At 50.6% G+C, this 25912-nt stretch carries 28 protein-coding genes; 5 read left to right on the forward strand and 23 right to left on the reverse strand.

Features of this window, described 5'->3' with window-relative positions; all coding sequences use genetic code 11:
* Window positions 1-33 precede the first annotated feature (33 nt).
* The 3 genes from EQP46_RS14205 to bioH all read right to left on the reverse strand — a co-directional run bounded on the left by EQP46_RS14205 (window position 34) and on the right by bioH (window position 1822).
* Complete coding sequence (locus tag EQP46_RS14205) at window positions 34-528, reverse strand: ATP-dependent Lon protease (RefSeq protein ID WP_129494285.1); 495 nt, start codon at window positions 526-528, stop codon at window positions 34-36.
* A gap of 76 nt (window positions 529-604) precedes the next feature.
* Window positions 605-940: a hypothetical protein gene (locus EQP46_RS14210; RefSeq protein ID WP_129494286.1), complete on the reverse strand. Its 336-nt coding sequence runs from the start codon at window positions 938-940 to the stop codon at window positions 605-607.
* Window positions 941-1039: 99 nt separating this feature from the next.
* Complete coding sequence (gene bioH / locus EQP46_RS14215) at window positions 1040-1822, reverse strand: pimeloyl-ACP methyl ester esterase BioH (protein WP_129494287.1); 783 nt, start codon at window positions 1820-1822, stop codon at window positions 1040-1042.
* Window positions 1823-1862: 40 nt separating this feature from the next.
* Between bioH and EQP46_RS14220 the strand changes: the two genes are divergently transcribed.
* Together EQP46_RS14220 and nfuA are read left to right on the forward strand one after the other, a co-directional pair.
* A complete protein-coding gene (locus EQP46_RS14220) occupies window positions 1863-2552 on the forward strand; it encodes a ComF family protein (RefSeq protein WP_240671738.1) in 690 nt (229 codons plus the stop codon).
* A gap of 84 nt (window positions 2553-2636) precedes the next feature.
* Complete coding sequence (nfuA, locus tag EQP46_RS14225) at window positions 2637-3221, forward strand: Fe-S biogenesis protein NfuA (RefSeq protein WP_129494289.1); 585 nt, start codon at window positions 2637-2639, stop codon at window positions 3219-3221.
* 108 nt (window positions 3222-3329) lie between these two features.
* On the opposite strand, the gene dinF is transcribed toward nfuA, so the two are convergent.
* From dinF to EQP46_RS14255, 6 genes are read right to left on the reverse strand one after another with little or no spacing between them, the layout of a single operon-like run.
* A complete protein-coding gene (gene dinF / locus EQP46_RS14230; RefSeq protein ID WP_167482770.1) occupies window positions 3330-4670 on the reverse strand; it encodes an MATE family efflux transporter DinF in 1341 nt (446 codons plus the stop codon).
* A gap of 46 nt (window positions 4671-4716) precedes the next feature.
* Complete coding sequence (locus EQP46_RS14235; protein WP_129494291.1) at window positions 4717-5262, reverse strand: GNAT family N-acetyltransferase; 546 nt, start codon at window positions 5260-5262, stop codon at window positions 4717-4719.
* A gap of 29 nt (window positions 5263-5291) precedes the next feature.
* On the reverse strand, window positions 5292-6212 hold the full coding sequence (gene cyoE / locus EQP46_RS14240) for a heme o synthase (RefSeq protein ID WP_129494292.1): 921 nt from the start codon (window positions 6210-6212) through the stop codon (window positions 5292-5294).
* Window positions 6205-7353 (reverse strand): COX15/CtaA family protein, encoded by a 1149-nt coding sequence (locus EQP46_RS14245; RefSeq protein ID WP_129494293.1) that lies wholly within the window; start codon window positions 7351-7353, stop codon window positions 6205-6207. The genes cyoE and EQP46_RS14245 overlap by 8 nt, the downstream gene beginning before the upstream one ends.
* A gap of 2 nt (window positions 7354-7355) precedes the next feature.
* Window positions 7356-7883 carry a hypothetical protein gene (locus EQP46_RS14250; RefSeq protein ID WP_129494294.1) on the reverse strand — a complete coding sequence of 176 codons (528 nt, stop codon included), beginning with the start codon at window positions 7881-7883 and terminating at the stop codon, window positions 7356-7358.
* Entirely contained in the window at window positions 7880-8692 is an 813-nt protein-coding gene (locus EQP46_RS14255) for an SURF1 family protein (protein ID WP_276320903.1), read from the reverse strand. The genes EQP46_RS14250 and EQP46_RS14255 overlap by 4 nt, the downstream gene beginning before the upstream one ends.
* On the opposite strand from EQP46_RS14255, the gene EQP46_RS14260 reads away from it, so the two are divergent.
* On the forward strand, window positions 8682-8888 hold the full coding sequence (locus EQP46_RS14260; RefSeq protein WP_017009495.1) for a DUF2909 domain-containing protein: 207 nt from the start codon (window positions 8682-8684) through the stop codon (window positions 8886-8888). The genes EQP46_RS14255 and EQP46_RS14260 overlap by 11 nt on opposite strands.
* Window positions 8889-8906: 18 nt before the next feature.
* Here the strand turns inward: EQP46_RS14260 and EQP46_RS14265 are convergent, their stop codons facing one another.
* The 5 genes from EQP46_RS14265 to lexA all read right to left on the reverse strand — a co-directional run bounded on the left by EQP46_RS14265 (window position 8907) and on the right by lexA (window position 14189).
* Window positions 8907-9803, reverse strand: coding sequence for a cytochrome c oxidase subunit 3 (locus tag EQP46_RS14265; RefSeq protein ID WP_129494295.1), 897 nt, complete (start codon window positions 9801-9803; stop codon window positions 8907-8909).
* A 16-nt stretch (window positions 9804-9819) separates the two neighbouring features.
* Window positions 9820-10371, reverse strand: coding sequence for a cytochrome c oxidase assembly protein (locus tag EQP46_RS14270; protein ID WP_129494296.1), 552 nt, complete (start codon window positions 10369-10371; stop codon window positions 9820-9822).
* Between the two features lie 9 nt (window positions 10372-10380).
* Window positions 10381-11973, reverse strand: coding sequence for a cytochrome c oxidase subunit I (gene ctaD, locus EQP46_RS14275; RefSeq protein WP_129494297.1), 1593 nt, complete (start codon window positions 11971-11973; stop codon window positions 10381-10383).
* A 12-nt stretch (window positions 11974-11985) separates the two neighbouring features.
* Window positions 11986-13134 (reverse strand): cytochrome c oxidase subunit II, encoded by a 1149-nt coding sequence (gene coxB / locus EQP46_RS14280; protein WP_129494298.1) that lies wholly within the window; start codon window positions 13132-13134, stop codon window positions 11986-11988.
* Between the two features lie 431 nt (window positions 13135-13565).
* Complete coding sequence (lexA, locus tag EQP46_RS14285; protein ID WP_129494299.1) at window positions 13566-14189, reverse strand: transcriptional repressor LexA; 624 nt, start codon at window positions 14187-14189, stop codon at window positions 13566-13568.
* Between the two features lie 244 nt (window positions 14190-14433).
* On the opposite strand from lexA, the gene plsB reads away from it, so the two are divergent.
* Window positions 14434-16878, forward strand: coding sequence for a glycerol-3-phosphate 1-O-acyltransferase PlsB (gene plsB, locus EQP46_RS14290; RefSeq protein ID WP_129494300.1), 2445 nt, complete (start codon window positions 14434-14436; stop codon window positions 16876-16878).
* A 149-nt stretch (window positions 16879-17027) separates the two neighbouring features.
* On the opposite strand, the gene ubiA is transcribed toward plsB, so the two are convergent.
* Together ubiA and EQP46_RS14300 are read right to left on the reverse strand one after the other, a co-directional pair.
* Complete coding sequence (gene ubiA, locus EQP46_RS14295; RefSeq protein WP_129494301.1) at window positions 17028-17888, reverse strand: 4-hydroxybenzoate octaprenyltransferase; 861 nt, start codon at window positions 17886-17888, stop codon at window positions 17028-17030.
* Window positions 17889-18425, reverse strand: coding sequence for a chorismate--pyruvate lyase family protein (locus EQP46_RS14300; protein WP_129494302.1), 537 nt, complete (start codon window positions 18423-18425; stop codon window positions 17889-17891).
* A gap of 157 nt (window positions 18426-18582) precedes the next feature.
* Here EQP46_RS14300 and EQP46_RS14305 point away from each other — a divergent pair, with 157 nt between their 5' ends.
* Window positions 18583-18993 carry a flagellar basal body-associated protein FliL gene (locus EQP46_RS14305; RefSeq protein ID WP_129494303.1) on the forward strand — a complete coding sequence of 137 codons (411 nt, stop codon included), beginning with the start codon at window positions 18583-18585 and terminating at the stop codon, window positions 18991-18993.
* A gap of 104 nt (window positions 18994-19097) precedes the next feature.
* Here EQP46_RS14305 and glpD read toward each other — a convergent pair whose 3' ends face one another.
* From glpD to ftsE, 7 genes are all read right to left on the reverse strand, one after another.
* Window positions 19098-20615: a glycerol-3-phosphate dehydrogenase gene (gene glpD / locus EQP46_RS14310; protein WP_129494304.1), complete on the reverse strand. Its 1518-nt coding sequence runs from the start codon at window positions 20613-20615 to the stop codon at window positions 19098-19100.
* 232 nt (window positions 20616-20847) lie between these two features.
* Window positions 20848-21609 carry a DeoR/GlpR family transcriptional regulator gene (locus tag EQP46_RS14315; protein WP_129494305.1) on the reverse strand — a complete coding sequence of 254 codons (762 nt, stop codon included), beginning with the start codon at window positions 21607-21609 and terminating at the stop codon, window positions 20848-20850.
* A gap of 123 nt (window positions 21610-21732) precedes the next feature.
* Window positions 21733-22581: a rhomboid family intramembrane serine protease GlpG gene (gene glpG / locus EQP46_RS14320; protein WP_129494306.1), complete on the reverse strand. Its 849-nt coding sequence runs from the start codon at window positions 22579-22581 to the stop codon at window positions 21733-21735.
* 54 nt (window positions 22582-22635) lie between these two features.
* A complete protein-coding gene (gene glpE, locus EQP46_RS14325) occupies window positions 22636-22980 on the reverse strand; it encodes a thiosulfate sulfurtransferase GlpE (RefSeq protein ID WP_129494307.1) in 345 nt (114 codons plus the stop codon).
* Window positions 22981-23343: 363 nt separating this feature from the next.
* Window positions 23344-24201 (reverse strand): RNA polymerase sigma factor RpoH, encoded by an 858-nt coding sequence (gene rpoH / locus EQP46_RS14330; protein ID WP_129494308.1) that lies wholly within the window; start codon window positions 24199-24201, stop codon window positions 23344-23346.
* 141 nt (window positions 24202-24342) lie between these two features.
* A complete protein-coding gene (gene ftsX / locus EQP46_RS14335) occupies window positions 24343-25251 on the reverse strand; it encodes a permease-like cell division protein FtsX (RefSeq protein WP_129494309.1) in 909 nt (302 codons plus the stop codon).
* Window positions 25244-25912 carry a cell division ATP-binding protein FtsE gene (ftsE, locus tag EQP46_RS14340; RefSeq protein WP_129494310.1) on the reverse strand — a complete coding sequence of 223 codons (669 nt, stop codon included), beginning with the start codon at window positions 25910-25912 and terminating at the stop codon, window positions 25244-25246. Before ftsE ends, ftsX begins: the two co-directional genes overlap by 8 nt.

Raw genomic sequence — 25912 nt, forward strand, 5'->3', positions numbered from 1 at the left:
TGTTGAGTGCCGTTCTCGCGGGAGACAAGATGGTTAAATCACGATAAGCACTTCAGAAGGAATGTTCGCCACGGTGGCTTGTGAGTAACGCATGGCTACGACTGCGCCAGTCCGTTGTGAGGCCTTTAACTCATCGATTTTATCGAGAATTTCTTTCGGCAGTTTTATCTGCATGGAATAGCCGTTTTCATTCTTCGGCGTATAAGACTCGGGCGACAGCAGGGAGGACAGTTGGCTTAACGAATCGTGCGCACCAAAATGACCACCATTAAACTGACTGACATTTTGCTTTAAATCGGTGTAATCCGGGTGCTCAGATGGATCCCAAGAGGGTTTGCGGAGTTGTTTTTCTTCTTGATTGACGGGTTTTTCGTGTTCGGTCGCGTTGGGCTGCTTGGCTGGGGCAATTTTTTCACGCACACGATTGTCCCGCGCAACTTGCTCCGTTGGCGGGTTTACTGACGGTACGACAGCAGGGATGCTGACGTTAGCGGGCGAAATATTCATGCCAATGTTATCTCCCAACATCGACCGAAGGCAGTCGCCTTAAGGCATACCGCGGGAAATGACCCGCGAATGCTCGAGCTATATCTCTACAGCGAAATTACACCAATATCGCTAAGATGCCGCCTATCGTACCGATGGCAGATAAAACCTGCCCAGCGGTGTATGCGTCATCGTCGTTACTTTTCACTTCGTCAGGGTGGTCCATACCCAATGCCCCATAAGTGAAAGCCTCAACATCTGTCGATGTTGGTGTTTTGCCTTCGGCTTCCGTTGTTTTGTTGACAGTCTTCACGTCCGATACCTGATTGGCGACTTGCGCATAAGACTGTTTAGCACCCTCAGCTTGATTCTGCTCACCCGCCTTAACCTCTTGGTTAACTGGCGTTGGGCGTGCATACATCTGTTGAGAATAGCCAACGTTACCTACATTCATTATGGTCTCTCCTGATGCCATAGCAAGTGACACGAATAAAGTATCGGCAGATTCAGTTTAAAATTTAGCCGCAATTCACTTTATTTTGATCACTTTTTCTTATCTGGATGGCAAACACTGTCCGCAGAAAGAGAGTAATTCTTCAGAAAAGTGTTCAGGATCAGAGATAAACGGCGCATGTGACGCGTTGGCAAAAATTTGCCGCTGCGACTGCGGGGCTAAAACATCCAGCTCTTGTGCCACTCTTACTGGCACCAAGCCATCTAACCGACCGTACATCCGCAACCAAGGCACTGAAATATCATGCAATTGTGGCCTCAAATCTGCTTCAGCAAGAATATCGAGCCCAGCTTTTAGTGCCTCAGGTTGAGGCGACGGATGCGAAAGCACCGCCTTTTTTAGCCACTTGATATCTTGTCTAGCAGTGGGGCTCCCCATTGCCTGCAACGCCATAAATCGTTCAACCGTGGATGAAAAATCATCTTCCAGTTGCGCCGAAAACGCTGACAGTACCTGAGGTTTAATCCCTCTCCATCCATGTTCTGCAGCAAATCGAGGTGAACTAGCAACCGTCACCAAACCTTGCACTCGCTCTGGTGCGAGAAGCGCGGCTTGTGTGGCAACCATGCCCCCTAAAGACCAACCAACCCAAATCGCGTGCTGCGGTGAATTATTAAGCAAGCACTGTGCCATTTCCTTTAATGAAAACGCATCGGTGGGTTGACTATGTCCATAACCGGGAAGATCGACACAATGAACGCGGTAGCGATCAGTTAAACGAGGGAGCAGCTGCTGCCAAACAGCACTGTTCATTCCCCATCCATGAATGAGAATCAGGTCGGAACCCTGGCCTTCCGTGTGCCAGTAAAGCGAAGTTGTCATTTACACTGCCTAAACGTGTTGCTGGACCAAAACATCCTTTATGTTGCGCTCTATCTTACGCGCTCTGCCATTGAGGTGTCAGCTTTGTCATCACAGGTTGGAGCAGCGCCAATATCCGTGGTGTGAAACCTGTTCGCAGAGTTTCCCTACCTCGCCACGTTGCATGCAATGTGGCCTTTCAACGCCCTACACCATGGAAACCTGCGGTCGTTGCCTCAACACGCCACCCGCGTGGGACAACCTTGTGTGCCTCGGTGATTACACCTTTCCTTACGACACACTCCTGCACAAATTTAAGTACCAAGGCCATTATTGGCTGGCTCCCCCCTTGGCACGCCTGCTTGCAGAAAGTATCGATGAGCCCGCACCGTGTTTGATACCCGTGCCCATGCATTGGCGACGACGCTGGGTTCGCGGATTTAATCACAGCACCGTGCTCGCCAATGCGCTGGCATCACAGCTAGAGCGCCCATGTTTGGATAACGCGTTAGTGCGCACACGTGCCACGCAACAACAGCAAGGTCTCAGCCGAAAAGCGCGACTTTCTAACCTGAAAGATGCGTTTACCGTGCGCGGCAATGTGCCGTCTCACGTGGCATTGGTTGATGATGTTGTTACCACGGGGGCAACGTTGACGGAATTGTGCCGAGTGTTAAGAGCACATGGCGTGACAAAAATAGATATCTACGCCCTATGCCGCACACCAACAGATGGAAAACAGAAGAAATAATTACCCGCATCCATAGAGGGGTGATAGTCATGAAAAGAAAGAGTAAACTGTCTAAAACAAACTGGGCTATTCAGGTAAGAAGTCGTGTCTAATATTTTAATTTCAGAAAATGCACAAAGCCATTTCGTTAAGTTGCTAGAACAGCAACCGGAAGGCACCAATATCCGCGTATTCGTGGTTAATCCAGGCACACAAAACGCAGAGTGCGGCGTGTCTTACTGCCCACAAGACGCCATTGAAGAAAGCGACACAGAGCTAACCTTTAACGGTTTCCTTGCGTACGTTGACGAACTAAGCCTGCCTTTCTTGGAAGATGCAGAGATTGATTTCGTTACCGACAAAATGGGCTCTCAGCTAACGCTAAAAGCACCGAACGCGAAAATGCGTAAAGTGTCTGACGACGCGTCGCTTCTTGAGCGTGTTGAGTACGTGATTCAAACACAAGTGAACCCGCAGCTAGCAGGTCACGGCGGTCACATCAACCTTATCGAAATCACGGAAGACGGCGCGGCTGTTATTCAATTCGGTGGTGGTTGTAACGGCTGTTCAATGGTTGATGTCACGCTAAAAGATGGCATCGAAAAACAGCTTCTTGAAGAGTTTAGCGGTGAATTGACTGCGGTTCGCGATGTCACCGAACACTCTGCGGGCGATCATTCTTACTACTAAGTTCGTAAGAAATATCACCGTCAAAAAAAGCTCCCGAGGGAGCTTTTTTAATGTCTGCAGTTTCTGCTTATTGCGCATGGCTATCGCGCTGGAGCAATTGCGTTAACGCTAGTGCGCAGGAGAAAGAAACACATCGCGTCGCCATTGATAAACAAACACAACACCTAGAGTGATCCCGCGCAGCGCCATGAAGCCCAACATAGCCGCCCAAAGCGCATGGTTACCAAAACCACTAAGCAGCCACCAAATCACAAAAAAGCCCGCCATAGAAACAAACATGGTGTTGCGCATTTCTCGGCCTCGCGTCGCGCCAATGAACACGCCATCGAGCAAGAAACACCACATAGAGACAAGCGGCATAGCGATGAGCCATGGCAAGTAAATGTAGGCCTGCTCGCGCACCACAGGAATGTCTGAGATCACCCCGACAATGCCCTGTCCACCCATCAAAAACGCAAGTGTGATAAACAGAGAAATCACAAAACTCCACAGGGTCGTCGCGGACAGCGTGGCCAACAACTCCTCCCGGTCTTTCGCCCCAATGGCCTTCCCAACCATGGCTTCCATGGCGTAAGCAAACCCATCCATGGCAAATGACACTAGCATCAAGAAATTCATCAGCACCGCATTGGCGGCCACCACATCGTCACCCAGCGTTGCGCCCTGGAACGTCATAAAGGTGAACGCGAGCTGCAAACATAAGCTGCGGAGAAAGATATCGCGATTTAGCTTGAGCAAGCGCCCCATACCTACGGACGATTTTTTCCATTGAGCCCAGGGTGACGGCAAAGCCGCTGACACCCAGACTTTCGCGACAAAGAACAAACCCAGCGCCATGCCTGTGTAATCCGCTATCACGCTCGCAGCGGCAGCGCCTTGCACTTTCCAGTCAAGAACCACCACGAAGAGCAGATCGAGCAAGATATTGACCAGATTGACGATGATAACCAGCATCATTGGCTTTTTGGCATTTTGCGCGCCAAGTAGCCACCCCATGATCACCAAGTTGGTCAATGCCGCAGGCGCACTCCAAATACGAATCGAAAAGTACTCATCTGCATAGCGTTTAACCTGCTCGCTGGCATCACTGAAATGGAATACCATGTCGGACACCCAAGGATGAATCGCCACAATGACTGCCGCTAACAACCAGGCAAGAGTCACCCCTTGCAAAAACACATTGGCAAGGCCGGCATTGTCTTTGCCGCCCCATGCTTGCGCCGTTAACCCTGTGGTTGCCATGCGCAAAAAGCCCAGCAACCAGAAGGTCACGGCAATCATGGTACTGCCCACAGCAACACCGCCAAGGTACCAAGCATGATCGAGGTGCCCAATCACTGCCGCATCCACCAGCCCCAATAAAGGCACGGTGATATTGGACAGCACCATAGGCAGTGCTAAAGAGAAAACGCGCACGTGCAGCGCTTTTTGTTGGAGTGCTGAGAACATAATTCGCATGCAGGAAGAAATCGATGGGTCAGTGTAGCAAAGTTGCCTAAAACATAAGCGTCAAAAACACGGTATTCCCTTGATGAAATTCATCATTTCCCTCTCGGACGAAGCCGTTTTTCTCCAACGCCTTAATGGAGGGAAGATTATCCGCTTCCGCCCCGCCAGACAGAGAAGACACAACGCCCGAAGCACAACACCACGAGACCAAACCTGCAATCATTTCGCTCGCCATACCTTTGCCTTGGAAGGCTTCCGCCACTACATAACCTAAGCGCAATGCATAGCACGCTTGGCGCTCACGAAGTGCATCGACCTCGACATACAGCAAAAAGAACCCGACTAATGCATCGTCATCCGACGAACGTATCGCAATGAATTGGCTCTCTTCTAACGTTTGTTCAAGCCATTGCAACGCGCTTTCAGCATCAGACACAGCTTGAAGGTCAGGCGGCAGATGACGCTTAACATCCGAGGTGAGTATGGCGGCGAGTTGCGCAGACATCGCGGTTTTCGCATGTGGCAGCGCGTTGGAAGACAACGCCGCGGCTGTTAACCGCGGCGTTTGAAAAGACACGTTTGGAAAGGTCATGTGGCCTCAGCAAGCGGGAAAACTTACCCTCATGCTACCGCATACCACGCATGGTCAGCCAATAGCGCCACGAATAAACCAAAGATGTGCCAAATAGAATATTTGAAGGTTTGCCAAGCGAGGCCTTTTTTATCGGCGAACTTCAATCGCCACGCATACCATGCAAATCCAAGATTGAGTGCGAGGCTACCCACCAAGTAAATAACGCCATTCATGCCTGCGAGATACGGCAACAATCCAACCACCACCAGCAAAAGGGTGTAGAGCAAAATCATGGTTTTGGTGAATTCAACACCGTGCGTCACCGGCAACATGGGAACGCCTGCTTTCGCATAGTCTTTTTGGCGATGGATCGCGAGCGCCCAAAAGTGCGGTGGCGTCCAAGTAAAAATTAACATCACAAGCAGCAAGGCATGCGGGTCAAGCTGGCCTGTCACAGCGACCCAACCTAATAGCGGAGGCATGGCGCCTGCTAGTCCACCGATAACGATGTTTTGCGGCGTGGCGTGCTTTAGCCAAACCGTGTACACCAAGGCATAGCCGATTAAGCTGGCGAAGGTGAGCCAAGCCACCAAGGCATTCAATGCCCAAAGCGCCCCAAATCCGCCCCCCATCAAGATGCAGCCAAAGCCCAATGCTTGTCGAGTAGACACGCGACCTTTCGCGACAGGGCGATGGATGGTGCGCTGCATCTGCTGATCAATACGCTGGTCAATCACGTGATTGAACACTGCAGCGGCGGCAGATTGCATGCCTATCCCAAGCAGACCAAGGATCACAGCTTTGGCTGGCGGTAAACCCGGCACCGCCAAGCACATGCCCACCATGGCGGTGAGCAGCAACATGGCAACGACTTTAGGTTTGGTTAGTTCAAGATAATCTCGCCACAGAGCAGGCTCTGCTGCGACCGACACATTTCCCGCTAACGGTGACATCGACACTTTAGCCATGACTCAACCTCCCTGATTCTCTCAAAGACGTTCGCGCCGCCGAGGTTTGACGCGCGAAAACACCCAGCGTGGTTTTCACCACCACCAGTAAAAGCAGCAGCCCGCACACGTTGTGCGCAACCGCCACGGACAATGGCAACAACGCGACCACATTGGTCACACCCAAGGAAATTTGCAGTAACAGTGCCGCGACCAAGCTGATTGATGCCATTGCACCCAACGGGCGACGAACAGCGAATGCCAGAAGCAGCACAAGCACAGAGACCACCATCGCGCCGATGCGATGCGTGGCATGAATGGTGACGCGTTGATCGAAGTTCAACACGCCATATTGGTAAGTATCATTGGTCGGGCTGATAGGATGGAACGCCGATACGTCGTAGTTCCCAGCCCAATCGGCTTCACAGACAGGCAATTGCGTGCAGACGACAGCTGCATAATTGGCGGATGTCCACCCGCCCAAGGCGATTTGTAAACCCACAGCAACCAATGCGGACACCGCGAGCAGTTTCAGCTTCCCGCCAATACGATGCTGCGCTGGCGAAGCAGGTTCATCATCAATATTCACCTTAACGTCTTGCTGCTCCGCACCCACGATTGCTTCGTCGCCCGTTTCGGCACTTACGTTGGCAGCAGAATGAACGCGTCGACGCTCAAACAGACACAGTAGGAACAAGAGTGTCACCGTGGTAAAGCCACCCAATAGGTGTCCCATCACCACGATTGGCATCAGGTTCATGGTGACAGTCCACATACCCAGTGCAGCTTGAAAACAAATCACCGCCAACAAAATACTCGGCAGCGTTTTGTCTCTCGACGGTTTCCGCCACGCGAGAAACGCAATCAGCGCAACGAGCAGCCCAAGGGTGCCCGCCACATAACGGTGAATCATTTCATTCCATGCTTTTTGCACTTCGACGGGCGCATCGGGGAAAGCTTGTACCGCCTTTGCTATGTGCTCGGCAGACTGAGGGACAGTAAGAAAGCCATAGCACCCCGGCCAATCTGGGCAGCCGAGCCCAGCTTCTGTCAAACGCGTAAATGCGCCGAGCGCGACCACAATCAGCGCAAGAAACAGTGAGCCATAAAGCAGGAAGAGATACCCTTTGTCCTGATCCTGATGTGTCGATTTCACCATCATGCTCACCCCACTTTTGACATTTTCATCAGCTTGCGAAGATCAGAGAGCAAGCCTTTGCTTTGGGTGATTTGCGCATCTTTTCCTTCAGGAATGGGGTACGCCAGAATCAGGTTATTCAGAGGATCAACGAGATAAATTGCATCGTCACCGTAAGGCAACGCAGCCATGGTTTTCTGTTGCTGTGCGTCCATCGGTTGTTGGCGCAGCGCGATATTTTCATTGTCAGATGGCGTATCAGAAACCAACACAATGCTCGACACACGCTCACGTTCACGTCCAATCGCGACAGGGATTTGTGTTAATTGAAACAAGGCGGTTTCACACAAGGCATCGCAATCCGACGGCAAGGTATACACCAGTCGCCATTGTCCGTTTTCTTCCAACCAATCGGTTTTCACCGCTTCTGCCAACAATTCGCCCTTGTTGGTGACCCCACGGCTATACCAATCAAATTCCAGTACCAGCTTTGCTGCAACGACAGGCAGAATGAAGATAGCTGTTACCAGTATGAGTGCTTTTTTCCCTTTCATACGCGTCCCTTCCTCCACCAAATTAGAAAGCCAACCCACACCACCAGCGCCAACCCGAACCATTGCATCGCATACGCATAGTGCTTTTCCGGTTTCATGACGACAGGCTCCCAAACGGGGATAACGTTCCATGTTGTTTCTAATTGTTCGCCCGCGTCATTTACAACGGAAGCAGCGCGAACGACCCATGGATAAAAAGACTCTCCGGTTTTCGCGTTGATGGCGTTCATATCAACCGACTGCACCCGCCAAGGCCAAGAAACCAATTCTGATGCGTTACCTAACACCACGCGCTCGGACGGTAAATCAAGGATGCCGCGAACGTGAAATGCGCCTTGTACGTCCGGTAGCGTGGGCAACACATCGCGTGTAGCTGGCGCGGGAACCCAACCGAGTTCAACCAACAGCCATTTTTCGTCGTTATCTTGGGTTGCCTTAAAAGGCATCATCCAGCGATACCCGACGCGACCCAAATGTGTTTGGTTATCCAACAGCACGCTCTTTGATGCATCAAACTGCCCTAACACATCAATACGGTAGCCTTTTCCTTCTTTCGGTAAGTCGGACAAACGAAGAAGGGTATGTTGTTGGCGGACATCCAACTGGGTGAGCAATGCTTCTTTTTCCGTCGCACGTGACACTTGCCACATCCCCAGCTTGACCAATAAGACCGTCATCGCCAAAGTAAAGAGTAGGAATCCAAACCGCCGAAACGGTCGTAACCTTGCACTCGGCGCTAATTCACGTTCTGGGTCTTGGTCACTCAATGAGTCACCTTCTTGACCCGCTGGAGGCAATATGCTGCTCAAAGGGATCCTCGTCTGCCTGCTCATCTTTATCGTGTTCAACTTGTTCCGCGCGTTGCCCATTCTTATTAAAGGCAATTCAGATGTTCCGATGTCGCGCTACCTTGGCAGACGTGTTCTGTTTTCAGTCATTGCCTTCGTGATTCTGTTGATTGCCATGGCGACTGGCTTGATTGAACCGAACAGTCGCCCTTACTGAAATCACGATGAATCTTCGCTACAAGATGTAGACGAAGACAAACAGACATAGCCAAACCACGTCCACGAAGTGCCAATACCAAGCGCCTGCTTGAAACGCAAAATGTTGCTTCGGCGACATGTGCCCTTTCAGCACGCGCAGCCAAACAATAAACAGAATGACCGAGCCCAAGAACACATGCATGCCGTGGAAGCCCGTCAATAAGAAGAAGGTGTTGCCGTAGATACCGGAATCAAGGCGCAGGTTAAGCTCTTCATAGGCGTGAATATATTCCTCGCCTTGCAAGAACAAGAAAATCCACCCGAGTAAAACCGTCACACCCAGAAATTGCACAATGCGTTGACGCTTGCCCTCTTCCATCGCCACATGCGCAAAGTGAAGTGTTACAGAAGACGCAAGTAGGATAACGGTGTTAATTAGCGGCAACCCCCACGCACCCATGGCCGTGGTTTCCGTGCCGTCTGGCGTTTTCACCAAAGGCCAACCTGGAATGAAGTCGGGCCATAACACTTCCGCCGTCATGGCATTGTTGCTCGCCCCACCTAGCCAAGGCACAGCAATGAATCGGGCATAGAACAATGCGCCAAAGAAAGCCGCAAAGAACATCACTTCCGAGAAAATAAACCAGCTCATGCCTTGTCGAAATGAGCGATCCATTTGGCTCGAATACATGCCGCCCATGGATTCATGGATCACGTCTTTAAACCAACCAGTCAGCATGAACAAAATCAGCCCTGTCCCTGCTAACAATATCCAAGGTCCGTTACCACCAAACAAATCGGCTACGGTTGAACCGGCCCCCATGGCAATGAGGAACAACGCAACGGCACCGACAATGGGCCATTTGCTTTGGGCTGGAACATAGTAGCTTTCATACCCCTCAGGGGCATCCGTATCGGTATGCGATGTTGCCATAATGACCTCGCTGAAATTATTGGGTAACGGGCTCGGTTTTGGCGCTAAACAAGGTGTAAGCCAGCGTCAGTGTGTTGATGTCGTCTGGAATGGCCGGGTCGACATAAAACACCAGAGGCAGCTCAGCGTCTTTGCCCGCCGCCAATGGTTGGCGGTTAAAACAAAAGCATTCAATTTTATTCAGGTATTGCGCAGCCAAACCCGGTGAAACCGACGGCACTGCCTGCCCAATAGAATCTGTAAGCGTGTTGTTCGTGGCGCGATACGCAATGGTACGCGTCTCGCCAGGGTGCACCGAAATGCGCTTCATCTCAGGCACAAAATCCCAGCCAAGGCCGGGATTGATGTACGCCACAAACTCAACAGTCACCGTGCGCGAAAAATCCACTTGGTTACTTTCTTGTGCCGCGACATCGTCAGTTTTTCCGTTGATGCCTGTGATATCGCAAAACACGTCATAAAGCGGCACGAGCGCAAAAGCAAAACCGAACATCAGTACCGCCATGCCTGCCAACTTAATGGCAGAACGGCTGGTGTTTTTGTTATCTGGCTCGTTGCTCTCGCGCATTCAGTGCCCTCAATCGATTTTCGGTGGCGTTGAGAAGGTGTGATAAGGCGCTGGTGAAGGAATTTCCCACTCCAACCCTTCAGCACCTTCCCACGGTTTCGCCGGTGCTGGATCACCACCACGTGCACATTTCACAAGCACGGCGAGGAAAATCAGCTGCGATGCACCAAACAGGAAGGCACCAATACTCACGATGGCATTGATGTCTGCAAACTGCAGTGCGTAATCAGGAATCCGACGCGGCATACCTGCCAAGCCAAGGAAGTGCATTGGGAAGAACAAAATGTTCACCGAAATCAGCGAGCACCAGAAGTGCCATGACGCCAATTTGGTGTCATACATGTGTCCCGTCCATTTCGGTAGCCAGTAATACGCCGCCGCCATGATGGAGAAGATGGCACCTGTCACGAGGACGTAATGGAAGTGCGCCACCACGAAATAGGTATCGTGATACTGGAAGTCAGCCGGTGTTATCGCCAGCATTAGGCCGGAGAAACCACCAATCGTGAACAAGACAATAAAGGCGAGCGAGAAGAGCATAGGGGTCTCGAAGGTCAGCGATCCTCGCCACATTGTCGCCACCCAGTTAAACACCTTCACCCCCGTGGGCACGGAGATCAGCATGGTGCAGTACATAAAGAAGAGTTCGGCGAAGACCGGCATCCCCGTGGTGAACATGTGGTGAGCCCAAACCACAAAGCTCAAGCCTGCAATCGATGCCGTCGCGTAAACCATCGAAGAATATCCAAAGAGTTTCTTACGCGAAAAGGCAGGCACGATGGCAGAGATGATACCGAAGCTCGGCAAAATCATGATGTACACTTCAGGGTGACCAAAGAACCAGAAAATATGCTGGAACATCACGGGGTCGCCGCCGCCTGCCGCATCAAAGAAGGACGTGCCAAAGTACTTGTCCGTCAGCACCATGGTCACCGCTCCCGCCAACACGGGCATGACCGCAATCAGCAAGAACGCAGTGATGAACCAAGTCCACACGAACAAGGGCATTTTCATGTACGTCATGCCTGGTGCGCGCAAGTTCATGATGGTCACGATCACGTTAATCGCACCCATGATGGAGCTGATACCCATGATGTGAATAGCAAACACGAACAACGCCGTGCTATCAGGTGAGTAGGTCGTTGACAGCGGTGCGTAGAAGGTCCAGCCAAAGTTAGGGCCACCACCTTCCATGAACAAAGACATTAACAGCATGAAGAACGCAAAAGGGAGAATCCAAAAGCTCCAGTTATTCATGCGCGGCAACGCCATGTCTGGCGCACCTATCATCAATGGCACCATCCAGTTGGCGAGTCCGGTAAAGGCAGGCATTACTGCCCCAAATACCATGATCAGGCCATGCACGGTCGTCATCTGGTTAAAGAAGTTTGGTTCGACGAGTTGCAAGCCCGGCTGGAAAAGCTCAGCGCGGATGACCAAGGCCATCGCACCACCCACAAGGAACATGGTGAAACTAAACACCAAGTACATGGTGCCGATGTCTTTATGGTTGGTGGTTAACAGCCAACGCATCACCCCTTTGGGCTTATGATCATGGTCGTGGTCATCGTGGCCAACTTGATCGGGCGTCATATCTGTCATTGGAGTTTCTCCTTAAAGATCATCGCCATTGAGGACAGCGTTTACCTGAGCAGCCTGAATGGCATCACCCGTGTTATTACCCCACGCATTCCTTTCATATGTGACTACCGCAGCCAGTTCTTTCAAACCTAACTGAGGCCCAAACGCCTGCATCGCCGTGCCGTCTTGGCCGTGAATAACCACGCTGAGGTGATCAACGATACGGTCAGGATTGGTAGCAATGTCTGTTTGCGCCAAGGCAGGGAACACACCAGGCAGACCAAGGCCGTTGATTTGGTGGCACGCTGCGCATCGCGAGTTGTACACCTCTTCGCCGAGGGCCATCAGCTCATCCATGTTCATGTTCATGTCGAGAAGTTTTTTCTCCTCTTCACGCACTTTGGCTTGTGCGGCGGCCGTCTCAAGCACCCAAGCATCAAACTCTTCAACAGGCTTAGCGATGACCACAATCGGCATAAAGCCATGGTCTTTACCGCAAAGCTCAGCACATTGACCGCGATAGATACCGGGTTTGTCGATTTTGGTCCACGCCTCGTTGATGAAGCCTGGGTTCGCATCTTTCTTCACCGCGAAATCAGGCACCCACCACGAGTGGATAACGTCTTCTGACGTGATCAAGAAACGCACTTTCTTGCCAATCGGCAGAACCAGCGGTCGATCGACTTCAAGCAAGTAGTTATCACGTTTCGCTTGTTCGCCATTGATCTGCGCAGCAGAGGACGCCAGCAATGAGAAAAATTCAACGTCTTGATCGAAGTAGCGGTAATGCCACTTCCACTGAGAGCCTGTGACCTGCACCGTGATTTCAGGTTCGGACACATCTTCCATGGCTAGCAGTACGCGCGTCGCGGGCACGGCCATACCAATCAGGATGAGAAACGGGATTAAGGTCCAAAGGATTTCCACCTTGGTGCTCTCATGAAAATTAGCAGCAACAGCGCCTTTGGACTTTCGGTGATGGATGATAGACCAGAACATCACACCAAATACCACCACACCGATGGCAACACAGATGTAAAGGATGGTCATGTGCAAGTCATAGACCTGCGCACTGATGTCCGTCACACCCTTGGTGAGATTCAAAGAAGACGGTTCTTCTGACGCGAGAGCGGCAAAAGACGGGAAAAGTGCGAGCGTGGACAGAAGTTGGCGAGTCGTCACCTGATTCCTCCTCAAAATCACTACGCATTACAGTGAGTCAATGGAAGCAATAAATGGACAAATAAGAATTAACAGTTTGTTTACATCTAAAACTAGGAGAGGAATGCGGAAAGAACAAAAAATGCGCAACATTATGGGGCGAAACTTGATGCCAAGCACGAAATTACTAGATGAAGACATCTGTTTCATTCACGACTTTTTTTGCGTGTTTCTCCGGACAATGAACAGAAAGCGGGATCAGGTATGCCCGTCAATTTACGAAGGAATTTCGACGATGTTGCTGCTAAAACGCAGATAATAATTGTGTTATGAAACGTAAGAGAAGGCTTTTTAGCAACGCGCAAAGCGCGTTAACCGAATAAAAAAGAGGCGACTTCATGCAATTTGCACGAAGTCGCCTTTTTAAGACTTTTTAAGACACAGCGCGAGGCTTACATCCAGTCGCTATTGCGGATCACGCCAACAGCAATGCCTTCAATGGTGAGGTTTTGATGCGCGAGATCCACAACGATAGGCGCAAACTCTTCATTTTCAGCATGCAAAAGCACTTGATTGCCTTTGCGTTCCAAACGCTTAACCGTCACATCGTCTTCAACACGCGCGACAACCACTTGGCCATTACGCACATCTTGGGTTTTATGCACTGCGAGTAAATCGCCATCCATAATACCGATGTCTTTCATGCTCATGCCGTTAACGCGCAGCAAAAAATCTGCACTCGGTTTAAACAAACTTGGGTCAACGTGATAATGACTTTCAACGTGCTCTTGCGCCAAGATAGGCTCACCGGCTGCCACACGACCAATCAAAGGCAACCCTTCGTCGTCATTGGCGGGTTCATTGCCCACCAACAGGCGGATACCACGTGACGCACCAGGTACGATTTCCAGCACGCCTTTACGCGCCAGCGCTTTCAAATGTTCTTCAGCGGCATTCGCTGAACGGAATCCCAGCTCCTTCGCGATTTCAGCGCGAGTTGGTGGCATCCCAGTATCGTCGATTTTGCCTTTGATAAGATCAAAGACTTGCTGCTGTCTAGCGGTTAACGGCTTCATAATCAGACCTGTCTTTTTATACAGTTAACTGGAAGTATATCCAGTGTTTAGCCACTTGAAAAGGCGCATTTAGCACCAATCTCTATACAGAGGCCTTTTCAGATCACATTTTTTCTTTTTACATTTGCCATACATATTATTCCCAAGGCTGACAAATTCGTGCGAATTACTGCCATTTCGCTGCAAGTTCGTCGACGTTTTCTGCTATCCTTCGGGCGCACAACGACTAAGAGGCTGCGATCAGATGTCTGCTTGCCAATCCATGTATCAGAAAATACTGAATTTACCGCTGTCGGCGCTGGTGAAAACAATCAGCATTCCGTCAGACCCGATCAACCAACTGGGTATCGATCTCAATCGCCCAGTGGTTTACGTATTGCCGTTCCATTCACATACCGATTTGCTCACCCTACGCACCAGCTGTTTACAGCAAGGGTTGCCTGATCCACTGGAGCCTTTAGAGCTCGGCGGAAAAAGCCTGCAACGCTATGTGTTTGTGTCACAAGGCAAGCGTATGTTCGACTCTAGCGATCCGGTTCCTCAGGAATCCATCGCGCTGTTTACCGAGCTGCTTGAATTGCACAAACGCGATTCAGAGCTGGATATCCAATTGATTCCAGCGTCAGTGGTATGGGACCGCAACCCAGGTAACGAAAATCGCCCAGCAGCTGCACCGCTAAAAGCCATGAATGGTTTGCAGAAGTTTTATACCGTGTTGACGCTAGGACGTGACAGCATGGTGCGCTTAAGCAGCGCGGTTTCTCTGCGCTACATGGCAGACAAACACGGCACAGACACCAGCATCGCGAACAAACTTGCTCGCGTTGCGAAAATCCATTTCTCTCGTCAAAAAATGGCCGCGTCAGGCCCTGGCTTGCCCAATCGCCAAGCCCTGTTTAAACGCCTTCTTGCGTCTAAAGCCATTGCAAAAGTCGTTGAGGAAGAAGCAGAGACTCGTGACGTCGCGGTAGAAAAAGTGCGTAAAGAAGCCATCGACATGATGGAAGAGATTGCTGCAGACTTTTCACCCAGCATGATCCGCTACGCCGATAACCTGCTGACCTGGCTTTGGAACAAGCTGTATCAAGGCATTAATATCAATAATGCTGAGCGCGTTCGTAAGCTGGCACAAGACGGTCATGAGATTGTTTACGTGCCGTGTCACCGTTCTCACATGGACTACGTGCTGCTTTCCTACACCTTGTATAAAGAAGGCTTGGTGCCACCGCACATCGCGGCAGGCGTAAACCTTAACTTCTTCCCCGCAGGCCCGATTTTCCGCCGTGGTGGTGCCTTCTTCTTGCGCCGCACCTTCAAAGGCGATCGCCTGTACTCCACTGTATTCCGCGAATACTTGGCTGAGCTTTTCTCGAAAGGCTACTCCGTTGAGTACTTCTCTGAAGGTGGCCGTTCACGTACAGGTCGTTTGTTACCGGCGAAAACGGGCATGCTAGCCATGACCATTCAAGCCATGCTTCGTGGCCTGAAACGCCCAGTGACCCTTGTACCGGTTTACATCGGTTACGAACACGTCATGGAAGTGAGCACCTACGCGAAAGAGCTGCAAGGCAAGCGTAAGCAAAAAGAAAACTTCGGTCAGGTGCTGGGTATCGTGCGCAAACTGCGTAACTACGGTAAAGGCTACGTGAACTTTGGGGAGCCGATTCAGGTTAACCAATTCTTGAATGACAAAGTGCCGAGCTGGCATGACGCCATCAACCCGATAGAGCCGCAACGCCCACAATGGTTGAACCCTGTGGTGAACGAACTGGCCGATCGCATGATGACCAAAATCAACGATGCCGCAGCCGCCAACGCACTCACCCTGTGTGCGACCGCTCTGCTTTCTTCTCGCCAACGCGCATTAAGCCGTGAAGCGCTAGAAGAACAATTGACGATTTACCTCGATTTGCTTCGTCAAGTACCGTATTCACCAACCAGTACAGTGCCTGAAGAGAGCGCTGAAGAATTGGTTGAGCATGCCTTGAGCTTGAACAAGTTCGTGGTAGAGAAAGATTCACTCGGTGAAGTGATTTCTCTCGACCGTCAGCAAGCCATCTTGATGACCTACTACCGCAACAACATCGTGCATTTGTTAGCGATTCCATCATTGATTGCACAATTGTTGGTGTTCAAACCAAGCGTGAGTCGAGACGATCTGCATTCGTCCATTCGTCAGTTGTATCCGATGCTAAAAGCGGAACTCTTTATGAGCTTCGATGACGAATCACTTACGCAGTATGTCGATACCATGATTGAGGAAATGTCTCGCCAGCAACTGATCACGGTTGAAGGTGAGATGCTGCACCGCAAATCTGCCAAGCTGAACCAGTTGCAGTTGTTGGGTCGCACCATTGCAGAAACCCTGCAACGCTACGCAATCACTCTAACGCTGTTCAGCCACGAAGCGGACATGTCAAAGGACGACCTGGAAATGCAAAGCCAGATGATGGCACAGCGTCTAAGTCGCCTGCACGGTATCAACGCCCCTGAGTTCTTCGACAAAGGTGTGTTTGCAACCTTGATGGCAACACTGCGCGAGCAGGGTTACCTTAATGACGATTGCCATGCACTGACGAGCCGTGTTGAGTCGCTGCGAGAAAATGTGTTTGGCCTGATTTCGCCAGAAGTGCAGCTGACCATTCAAGCTATCTTGGATCAGCCTTCAGAAGACGCTTCTCAAGGCTAACGCCGACGGTCACTATTGCCGACACTCGGTTCGTGACCCAACAAAAAGCCCTCGTTTCTCAACGAGGGCTTTTTTGTCTGAGTCGATAGATATCCACTCGCGCACGGGTGTTGGAATCACACGGGCTTTGGGATAAACCGACCTGCGTATTATTTCATCAATACGCTAATGGCGATGCCAACAAAGACCAACATGCCGAAGTAATTGTTATTCAAGAATGCTTTGAAGCATGCATCCCTGTCGCGCGCTTTCGCTAGCCACTGCTGATAAACAAACAGCGCAGATGCACCCAGCAAGAAAGAGTAGTAAAGCGTCGAAAGCTCACTCAAGAAGCCTACCAGCACCAGCAACAGAACCGTCACTAACTGCAACACGCCAATCGCGGCTTTGTCATAGCGACCAAATAAAATGGCTGACGATTTAATGCCGATTTTTACGTCATCATCGCGATCGACCATGGCATATAAGGTGTCATAGGCAACCGTCCATGCCACATTGGCAAGAAACAGCATCCACGCAACAGGTGGCAGTTCGCCAGCTTGTGCGGCATAGGCCATAGGAATGGCCCAGCTAAACGCCATGCCCAACACCAACTGTGGCATGTGGGTATAACGCTTCATGAAAGGGTAAACGGAGGCAAGGAGCAAGGCCACAACCGATAACTGAATGGTTAGCGCATCAAGCGTAAGCACCAGCAAGAATGCGCCAAGGACAAGGAAGGCGAACAGCGCCAACGCTTCTTTCGCGGTCACAAGCCCTGAGGGGAGTGGACGGGCTTTGGTGCGTTTCACATGGCCATCGAGGTTGCGGTCAGCAAAATCGTTAATCACACACCCTGCGGCGCGCATCATGACGACGCCAAGGACGAACACCACCAACACTTTTGGGTCTGGCATGCCATCAGCGGCAAGAAACAATGCCCACATGGTTGGCCATAGCAACAACAAGCTGCCAATCGGCCTGTCCATGCGCGTGAGTTGCCAAAACGCCCGAGCTTTGGCTGCATCCATTTAGCCTTCCTCCTGATAAATCGGCGCGTGAGGGAGAAAGAGCTCTGAAACCAACATCGGCTTGTTGTTCACCCACAGGCGGGAACGACGTGCCAACAAGGCTTCTCCTTTCACGATCACCGTCGCGACTTCTATCGCATCTCGTCGCGCGTTTGCTTGCGTAAAAACACGTTGCCCCAAAGGCACCGCACCTAACTGCGCAATATCTTCTTCTTTTTCTGTCAGCGTGGACATGGGCACTAACGTGCGCGCACACAGCCACGGCGTATCATCACCGGAAAGGACAACTTCGCGAACCAAGCAGCCTTCATGGCCCAACAGTTCACGTTCACTGCTTGTCAGCGTCTCCACATCACATTGGTGCAAACCCAACACTTCAACGTCTAACGTTGCACAGCACGCCTTTAATCGCTCTGTCATTGAATGCGCTTCAAGCAGCCATTCACCCTTGCGTGTTGTTTCCAGTTGCTGCCAATCCGGGGCCTCCCAATTCGCACCCATCAGGGCTGACACGTGTAATTGTTTGAAATCTGACATGTTATCCTGAGCCAAAGAGCAAAAAAACCACAAAAATTTCGCCGAATCGGCCAATAATGTTTAGTATTAATAATGCGCTATTGTACACAGCTGTGCCCTGTCACGCGCAGCTAAACTACCATAAGAGATTCATTAAATCTGGGGTTTGGCAAAAACCATGAAAAAAAACATAACGGCTATTTTCACCTTATTGGTATCACTGTTCTTGTCCTCCCCTTCTATGGCTGAAGGCGAAGAGAATGCAGCTAAATTCAGCTACTTCACGCTCGAACCAGAAATCACCACTAACTTTATTACGGATGGACGCAAGCTTGGGTTTATCAATGTGCGCGTCGATCTGATGGTCGATGATCCAGCATTGATTCAAGAACTCGAATATCACCAGCCGCTGATCCGCGACACCATTATCGAGGTACTCAGCCAAGAGAGTGAAGTGCGCGTCAAATCGCTGTCTGGACGAGAAGCCATTCGAAAAAACTGCTTCGAGAAAGTGAACGCCATTCTCCTTGCGGAAACCAACCAAAAAATACTGGCTGACTTACTGTTTACTAAGTACCTCTACCAGTAAACAAGCAGACACAAAAAAGGCGTACTCAGTACGCCTTTTTCATTGGTTTTGAGAGTGTGCTAGCTAAGTCTGAACTCGCCCCCTCCCCACCTCATTCGCGCCAATTACGCATTGACCACCGCTTGAGTGTCCGCCGTTTTCGCTTGTGCGATATAGCGTGCTACCTGCGCTTGTTGCTCTTCGTTGAGATACAGCCCCAACTTGGTGCGACGCCACAGCAAATCTTCTGCTTCAACGACATATTCCGCCGTCATCAAGTAATCCACTTCGCGCTGCGTTAGGCCTTCACCAAACGCGGTACCCAACGCTTCTTGCGTGTCATCTTCAGACAACCACACCCAAACGCGGTTGCCGTAGGTCGTGGCTAAACGGTGACACGTGAAGCTGTCCATCCACAGAAAACGGTTCGCCAGTTTTTCTTCCACGTCGCTGAACGAGGTGATCTCTTCGCCGCCCGGTAGCACTTGTTCTGCCGTCCAGTCCGCCCCCATGTCAGGGAAGAAAGGTTTCATCATGTTCATCGCCGCTTGCGCCAGCTTACGATACGTCGTCAGCTTGCCACCAAACACAGAAAGAATTGGCGCTACGCCGCCGTTTTCGTCCAACTCTAACGTGTAATCACGAGTCACCGCCTGAGGCGAGTCTGACTCGTCTTCACACAGCGGGCGCACACCACTGTAGGTCCACACAACGTCTTCAGACGCCAGCTGCTTTTTGAAATGCTGGTTATACACGTCCAGCAGATAAGCGATTTCGCCGTCATCGATGGCAACCTCTCGCGGATCGCCCAAGTATTCCACGTCAGTGGTACCGATGATCGAGAAGCGGTCGAGATAAGGGAGCACAAACACAATGCGGCCATCTTCATTTTGAAGAATGTAAGATTGCGGTTCGTTGTGAACTCGTGGCACCACAATATGGCTGCCTTTCACCAATCGAATACCGCGCGGAGATGTTAATGACGTACTTTCATCATAAAACTGCTTCACCCAAGGGCCCGCGGCATTGACCAACACTTTAGCGGTGCGCGTGAAACGCTCATCCGTTGTGCTATCAACGACCTCTACATGCCATAAGCCATCTTTGCGCTCAACGCGCTCAACCTTACAACGGTTACGCACTTCTGCACCGCGCTCTTGCGCGTCCATGGCATTCAAAATGACTAAGCGAGCATCGTCCACCCAACAATCCGAGTATTCGAAGCCTTTGGTGATTTCAGGTTTCAACACAGACTGCTCTTTGAATGAAATGCCTTTGCTGGCAGGAAGGCTCGTGCGCTTGCCCAAGTTATCGTAAAGGAAAAGCCCGGCGCGGATCATCCATGCAGGGCGAAGGTGAGGACGATGGGGCAAACGAAAGCGCATTGGCCAAGCAAGGTAAGGGGCTTTTTTCAACAGCACTTCACGCTCAGCGAGTGCTTCACTCACTAAACGAAACTCGTAATGTTCGAGGTAGCGCAATCCGCCGTGGATCAGCTTAGAGCTTGCAGAAGACGTCGCAGACGCAAAATCTGCCGCTTCGTAAAGCCCAACACTCAACCCTCGGCCAGCGGCATCAGCCGCGATGCCTGCGCCATTGATACCACCGCCAACGACGATAATATCCAATACTTTGTCTGTCATGTTCCCTTCACCTTTCTTTTACATGCGCGATCGCTGTGCTTCAATCGCGCACGTTCATGCGCTTCATCCTCATGAACATGTCGAACCAAATGCTCATTCGAATATTCAATGTTCGTTTACGAGCATTTTAGCGCAGAGAATTCATCTGTCCAGTTAACATTCGATCAAAATGCACACAAAATTTGGACATAAAAAAACCGCCTGACGGCGGCGGCTTTTTTAAACAGAAGGGTTATCGAACAATTTCGACTTGCGTATCAGCATGTTGGAGATGTGTTCGAATTGAATCAGGCAGGTCTGCGTTAGTAAACAGCATGTCGATTTGACCGAGAGTGCCCACGTTCACCATGGCACTTCGACCGAACTTTGTGTGGTCGACAGCGAGCATGACTGAGCGGCTGTTTTCCATGATGGCTTGCTTCACACGCACTTCGTGATAATCGAAATCAAGCAAACCACCGTCTAAATCGATACCACTGATCCCCACGATGCCGAAATCGAGGCGGAACTGAGAAATGAAATCCAGCGTCGCTTCACCCATGATGCCGCCATCGCGATTACGCACTTCGCCTCCTGCCATGATGATACGAAAATCTTCTTTCGCCATCAGAATACTCGCGGCATTAAGGTTGTTGGTCACTATGCGGAGATCTTGGTGATTGAGCAACGCGCGCGCCACCGCTTCGGGCGTCGTGCCGATGTCGATAAACAAGGTCGCGCCATCTGGGATATGCGCAACCAACGCTTGAGCCAGCTTATCTTTGGCTTCTTGCTGCATCACTTTGCGTGCGTTGTACGCCGTGTTCACGGAACTGGAAGGTATGGTCGCACCGCCATGCTGGCGACGGATTTTATTCTCATCAGCCAGTTCGTTTAAATCACGACGAATGGTTTGTGGACTCACATCGAAATGGGCAACCAGATCATCGGTACTCACATAGCCTTGGCTACGCACGAGATCGAGAATTTCCTGATGTCGTTGGGTCTGTTTCACAGCATCCTCTGCGCTCAAAAGAAAAATGTCCCGCTAATCGGGACATTCAAGTTTACGTGCCTGCCGCATGAAAGCCAATCTGGCGGGCATCAACGGTGATCTTACATCACACTACAGCGGCATTTATGACGGATTCTTCGCAGATCGAGAGAGCTTGGCATCCAAGACCCCAATCAAACAGCCAGAGAGTAATCCGAACAAATGCGCCATGTTCGCTATCGCCATGCCGAACGGTTCAAAGAAACCGACCACCAGCCACAGCAGCATAAAGCCGACGTAGGCTGGTTCGATAGAGAGGCCACGTGACGGTGCAAAATGCCCCACCATCCATACGTAACCCAGCATGGCGTATACCACACCGGACATGCCGCCAAAGTTCGGACCATCAAAGGCATACTGCCCTAGCCCTGAGAACAAGGCGGTAAGCAAGAAAAGCTGCAACAGCTTGGCGCTGCCACTGTGTTTTTCAATACGACCACCCAGTACCCACCACCAAAGCAGGTTGAAAATGATATGGGTTGCGGAGAAATGCAGAAACGCATGGGTAAACAAACGCCACAACTGCCACTGCTCATCACCCGACGCAGGGAAATGCATGACCGAGAAAACGTCATCGCCAAACCCTAGAAACAACGCGGCATAAATGACGACACACGCAACCATGACAGACATGGTAACTGGGCCTGAGCTGTCTTTAAGGGTTTTGATGAAGCCTTGTCGCGGGTAATAAAAACGGGCGGTGCGGGTTTCTGCCATGTCCCATGACGCAGATTGGTACTTTCGCGCAGTCGGGTTGTGAAGAAAAGTCTGCAGTTCTGCCTCTACTTCAACTTGGTGCTCTGCTTCTTTGAGCCACAAGCCAAACGAACCTTCACCTTCGGGCATCATTTGGACTTCAATGCCCCGTGAAGACATGTAATCGATAAACGCCTGCCCTGCTCGAGGGTTTGATATCGCAATCAGACGGATCATAGCGCCTCTTTTTCTGAGTGATCACGGCGGTATGGCATCCAGCCATACACGTCGCTATTGATTGAAGCGACTGACACCTGACTCCACAGGGAGATCTTGTCGATGCCACGCTTCGAAGCCACCATCCACGCTGTAAACTTCTTCAAAGCCTTGATTAATCAGGTACTGAGCTGCACCTTGGCTGCTCACGCCGTGATAGCACATGACCAATACCGGTTGTTCATAGTCGACTTCTTGTGTGAATTGCACAATAGAATCGTTGGTAAGGTGAAAGGCGCCCTGTGGATGAGATAGCTGAAATGACTGAGGATCCCGAATATCAACAATCACTGCAGCCTGATCATTCTGCTGAACCTTCTCCCATGCATCCGTAACGGAGATATGCGCAAATTGTTCCATGAGTTATTCCATTCCTTTCATCATAATCGCTCTTTGCAACGACGGAAACACATCCGAATATTGCAGGTATTCCAACATTCTACCTGACTTTATATGAAATCATGCCATAGAGAAGTCAGGGTCTTTGTATACTTTTTGTTCACCTGTGGAAAAATCTGTGGATTGCGTTGATAAAGTAGGATCTCGCATTTGGATCCACAAGATGTAGTGTTGATCGTAACAAAGCTGTGGACAACTGATCTCGCGCCTGTGATACCAAGGGTTTATCAGGCACAAAAAAACCGGCATCAGCCGGTTTTTAACGATCTTCGCACTGCAAGTAAGCACGGCGATATACACGTAACGCCTTCAAGACAGGGACGATCAGAAGACGTCGCCCACTGCTTCTTTCAATTTACGCATCGCATTCTTTTCTAATTGGCGAATACGCTCAGCAGATACGTCATAGTGATCTGCCAATTCTTGCAAGGTCGCTTTGTTGTCGTCCAACCAGCGAGAACGAATGATATGCTGGCTTCGCTCGTCTAACCCTGACATCGCATTCGCGAGTCTGTGATTAGCGTGGCTTTCCCAGTTTTCTGATTCGAGATTGATGGCAACGTCTGAGCTTTTGTCTTCTAAATAGAAAACAGGGGCGGATGGCCCTTCGCGCTCGTCGTCATCATTACCTGCGTCAAAGCCAGGGTCCTGCGCAGCCAGACGGGATTCCATCTCGCGCACTTCCGCGGCATCAACACCAAGCTGCTCAGCGACCATGTTAACTTCATCTGCGTTAAACCAACCGAGGCGTTTTTTCGCCTTACGCAAGTTGAAGAACAGTTTACGCTGCGCTTTTGTGGTCGCGACTTTCACGATACGCCAGTTACGCAATACGTATTCGTGAATTTCAGCTTTGATCCAATGCACGGCGAAAGACACCAGACGAACACCCACTTCTGGGTTGAAGCGTTTTACCGCCTTCATCAATCCGATGTTACCTTCTTGCACGAGATCAGACACAGGTAGTCCGTAACCGGAATAACCACGGGCGATATGAACAACAAATCGCAGGTGAGACAGGATCAGGCTTTTCGCCGCATCCAGATCTTCCTCGTAGTGAAGACGTTCTGCAAGCGCGCGCTCTTCATCAGCAGACAGCATTGGATGGCTGTTTACCTGCTGCAGATAGCTGTCTAGGCTATCCCTTGAGATCGGGGCTATTGCATACGACTCTGTTGTCATTTTCACCTCTTTTCGAATGTATCGAACATATGTGAACCAATTCTGGCTCCTGCCATACTCTACTTAAGATCAAAAAAACTGCAACCCTAAGCATGGTTACCTAGATAATGTGACCATGATTGTTTACGGGGGTTCAGTTAATTATACAGGTTCGATCTCGCGTAAATGTTTACCTGCTGCAAGACGTGCAGCAAGCAGTCCTATTAAGCCCGTTATCATCAGTAGTATCAGACCTTCGTCAATCCGAAGCCCGGAAAGACGGAAACCGCTACTGTATAACGTCGCTAATTTCGCCACTGCCGTGTCTAAAAGTAGACCGTTAATTAAGGTCACGATCCACGCCACGATAGCGCCTGCCAACCCCAGCCATACGCCTGTATAAAGGTACGGTCTTTGGATATAGCTGTCGGTGGCACCCACCAACTTCAATACTTGTATTTCTGCCTTTTGGTTTAAGACCTGCAAACGCAAGGTGTTACCAATGATCAGAAACACAGCCATCAACATCAAACCGGAGAACACCACGGTAAGCGTCAGCACCAACGATTCAATCGCAGACAATCGTTGCAACCAATCACTGTCTAAACGCACTTCTTCAACCGCAGATTCTGCACGCAGTTTCGCGGCCAATGCAGTGGCCGACGCAGCATCATCATTGGCTGGTGTCACCACAATCACCGCAGGAAGCGGATTGTCATCCAACAAGCTAATGGCTTCATCAAACCCTTGGATTTGTCTCAGTTGAGTAAGACCTTGCTCGGGCGAAATAAATTCCGTCCCTCCAATCTCTTGCCACTGTGACAATTCATCGTAGAGCGTTTCAGCCACCGCATCTGACGCCCCCTGATTGACGTAAACCGTCAACTGGTTGGGTACTTGCCACTCTTCCGTTACAGCAACCACGTTCTTTGCCAACATAAACAAGGTTGCAGGCAAAGCTAACGAGAAAGCCAACGCCAGTACCGTGAGTGCATTACCTAGCGGCTTTGCTAATAAGTCACGTAACGCCTGACCACCTTGTTGTTTGTGCAAGGTCATGAAATTAGCCATGGCGCGGTACCTCCGACAGGTGGCCACGATTCAAATCAAAACGGCGCATGTCATAACTGTTCAGCAGTGAGGTGTCATGGGTTGCCATCAACACGGTGACACCTACCTGGTTAAATTGACGGAATAAATCCATGATCTGCGCTGATAACGCAGCATCAAGGTTACCCGTTGGTTCATCCGCAATCAGCACTTGCGGGCGATTGACCACCGCACGCGCAATCCCGACACGTTGTTGCTCTCCGCCCGAAAGCTGGATAGGCAAACACGCGGATTTATCCAGAAGACCCACTTTATCCAATGCCGCGGACACCCGTTTCTTGATGTCCGATTCATTGGCTTGTTCAATGCGCAGCGGCAATGCCACGTTGTCGAACACACTGCGGTCCATCAAGAGTTTATGGTCTTGAAAAATCACCCCAATGTGACGACGCAGAAAAGGAATCTCTTTGCGATCAATTCTGGAGATATCGTGACCATTGAACAGGATTTGCCCGTCGCTTGGTCGTTCAATCGCACAGAGCAACTTCAGCAAGGTGCTTTTACCGGCACCAGAGTGACCAGTCAAAAACGCCATGTCGCCTTTCGGCAAGTGAAAGCTCACTTTCTGTAACGCTTGCTGCCCACCACGGTAGGCCTTGCTTACCTGCTGAAACCGGATCAC

It is taken from the genome of Enterovibrio baiacu, assembly GCF_004120195.1.
GTDB lineage: Bacteria > Pseudomonadota > Gammaproteobacteria > Enterobacterales > Vibrionaceae > Enterovibrio > Enterovibrio baiacui.

What these genes read in the sequence shown, in the direction of transcription:
- EQP46_RS14210 (WP_129494286.1), bottom strand. Translation starts at nt 940, where the DNA reads ATGAATGTAGGTAACGTTGGCTATTCTCAACAGATGTATGCACGCCCA.
- ubiA (WP_129494301.1), bottom strand. Translation starts at nt 17,888, where the DNA reads ATGGATGCAGCCAAAGCTCGGGCGTTTTGGCAACTCACGCGCATGGAC.
- lexA (WP_129494299.1), bottom strand. Translation starts at nt 14,189, where the DNA reads ATGAAGCCGTTAACCGCTAGACAGCAGCAAGTCTTTGATCTTATCAAA.
- dinF (WP_167482770.1), bottom strand. Translation starts at nt 4,670, where the DNA reads ATGTTCTCAGCACTCCAACAAAAAGCGCTGCACGTGCGCGTTTTCTCT.
- EQP46_RS14305 (WP_129494303.1), top strand. Translation starts at nt 18,583, where the DNA reads ATGAAAAAAAACATAACGGCTATTTTCACCTTATTGGTATCACTGTTC.
- ctaD (WP_129494297.1), bottom strand. Translation starts at nt 11,973, where the DNA reads ATGACAGATATGACGCCCGATCAAGTTGGCCACGATGACCACGACCAT.
- EQP46_RS14265 (WP_129494295.1), bottom strand. Translation starts at nt 9,803, where the DNA reads ATGGCAACATCGCATACCGATACGGATGCCCCTGAGGGGTATGAAAGC.
- EQP46_RS14270 (WP_129494296.1), bottom strand. Translation starts at nt 10,371, where the DNA reads ATGCGCGAGAGCAACGAGCCAGATAACAAAAACACCAGCCGTTCTGCC.
- glpE (WP_129494307.1), bottom strand. Translation starts at nt 22,980, where the DNA reads ATGGAACAATTTGCGCATATCTCCGTTACGGATGCATGGGAGAAGGTT.
- rpoH (WP_129494308.1), bottom strand. Translation starts at nt 24,201, where the DNA reads ATGACAACAGAGTCGTATGCAATAGCCCCGATCTCAAGGGATAGCCTA.
- EQP46_RS14220 (WP_240671738.1), top strand. Translation starts at nt 1,863, where the DNA reads ATGTTGCGCTCTATCTTACGCGCTCTGCCATTGAGGTGTCAGCTTTGT.
- glpG (WP_129494306.1), bottom strand. Translation starts at nt 22,581, where the DNA reads ATGATCCGTCTGATTGCGATATCAAACCCTCGAGCAGGGCAGGCGTTT.
- EQP46_RS14250 (WP_129494294.1), bottom strand. Translation starts at nt 7,883, where the DNA reads ATGAAAGGGAAAAAAGCACTCATACTGGTAACAGCTATCTTCATTCTG.
- EQP46_RS14300 (WP_129494302.1), bottom strand. Translation starts at nt 18,425, where the DNA reads ATGTCAGATTTCAAACAATTACACGTGTCAGCCCTGATGGGTGCGAAT.
- EQP46_RS14205 (WP_129494285.1), bottom strand. Translation starts at nt 528, where the DNA reads ATGTTGGGAGATAACATTGGCATGAATATTTCGCCCGCTAACGTCAGC.
- bioH (WP_129494287.1), bottom strand. Translation starts at nt 1,822, where the DNA reads ATGACAACTTCGCTTTACTGGCACACGGAAGGCCAGGGTTCCGACCTG.
- EQP46_RS14245 (WP_129494293.1), bottom strand. Translation starts at nt 7,353, where the DNA reads ATGATGGTGAAATCGACACATCAGGATCAGGACAAAGGGTATCTCTTC.
- EQP46_RS14260 (WP_017009495.1), top strand. Translation starts at nt 8,682, where the DNA reads ATGCTGCTCAAAGGGATCCTCGTCTGCCTGCTCATCTTTATCGTGTTC.
- glpD (WP_129494304.1), bottom strand. Translation starts at nt 20,615, where the DNA reads ATGACAGACAAAGTATTGGATATTATCGTCGTTGGCGGTGGTATCAAT.
- ftsX (WP_129494309.1), bottom strand. Translation starts at nt 25,251, where the DNA reads ATGGCTAATTTCATGACCTTGCACAAACAACAAGGTGGTCAGGCGTTA.
- cyoE (WP_129494292.1), bottom strand. Translation starts at nt 6,212, where the DNA reads ATGGCTAAAGTGTCGATGTCACCGTTAGCGGGAAATGTGTCGGTCGCA.
- EQP46_RS14235 (WP_129494291.1), bottom strand. Translation starts at nt 5,262, where the DNA reads ATGACCTTTCCAAACGTGTCTTTTCAAACGCCGCGGTTAACAGCCGCG.
- plsB (WP_129494300.1), top strand. Translation starts at nt 14,434, where the DNA reads ATGTCTGCTTGCCAATCCATGTATCAGAAAATACTGAATTTACCGCTG.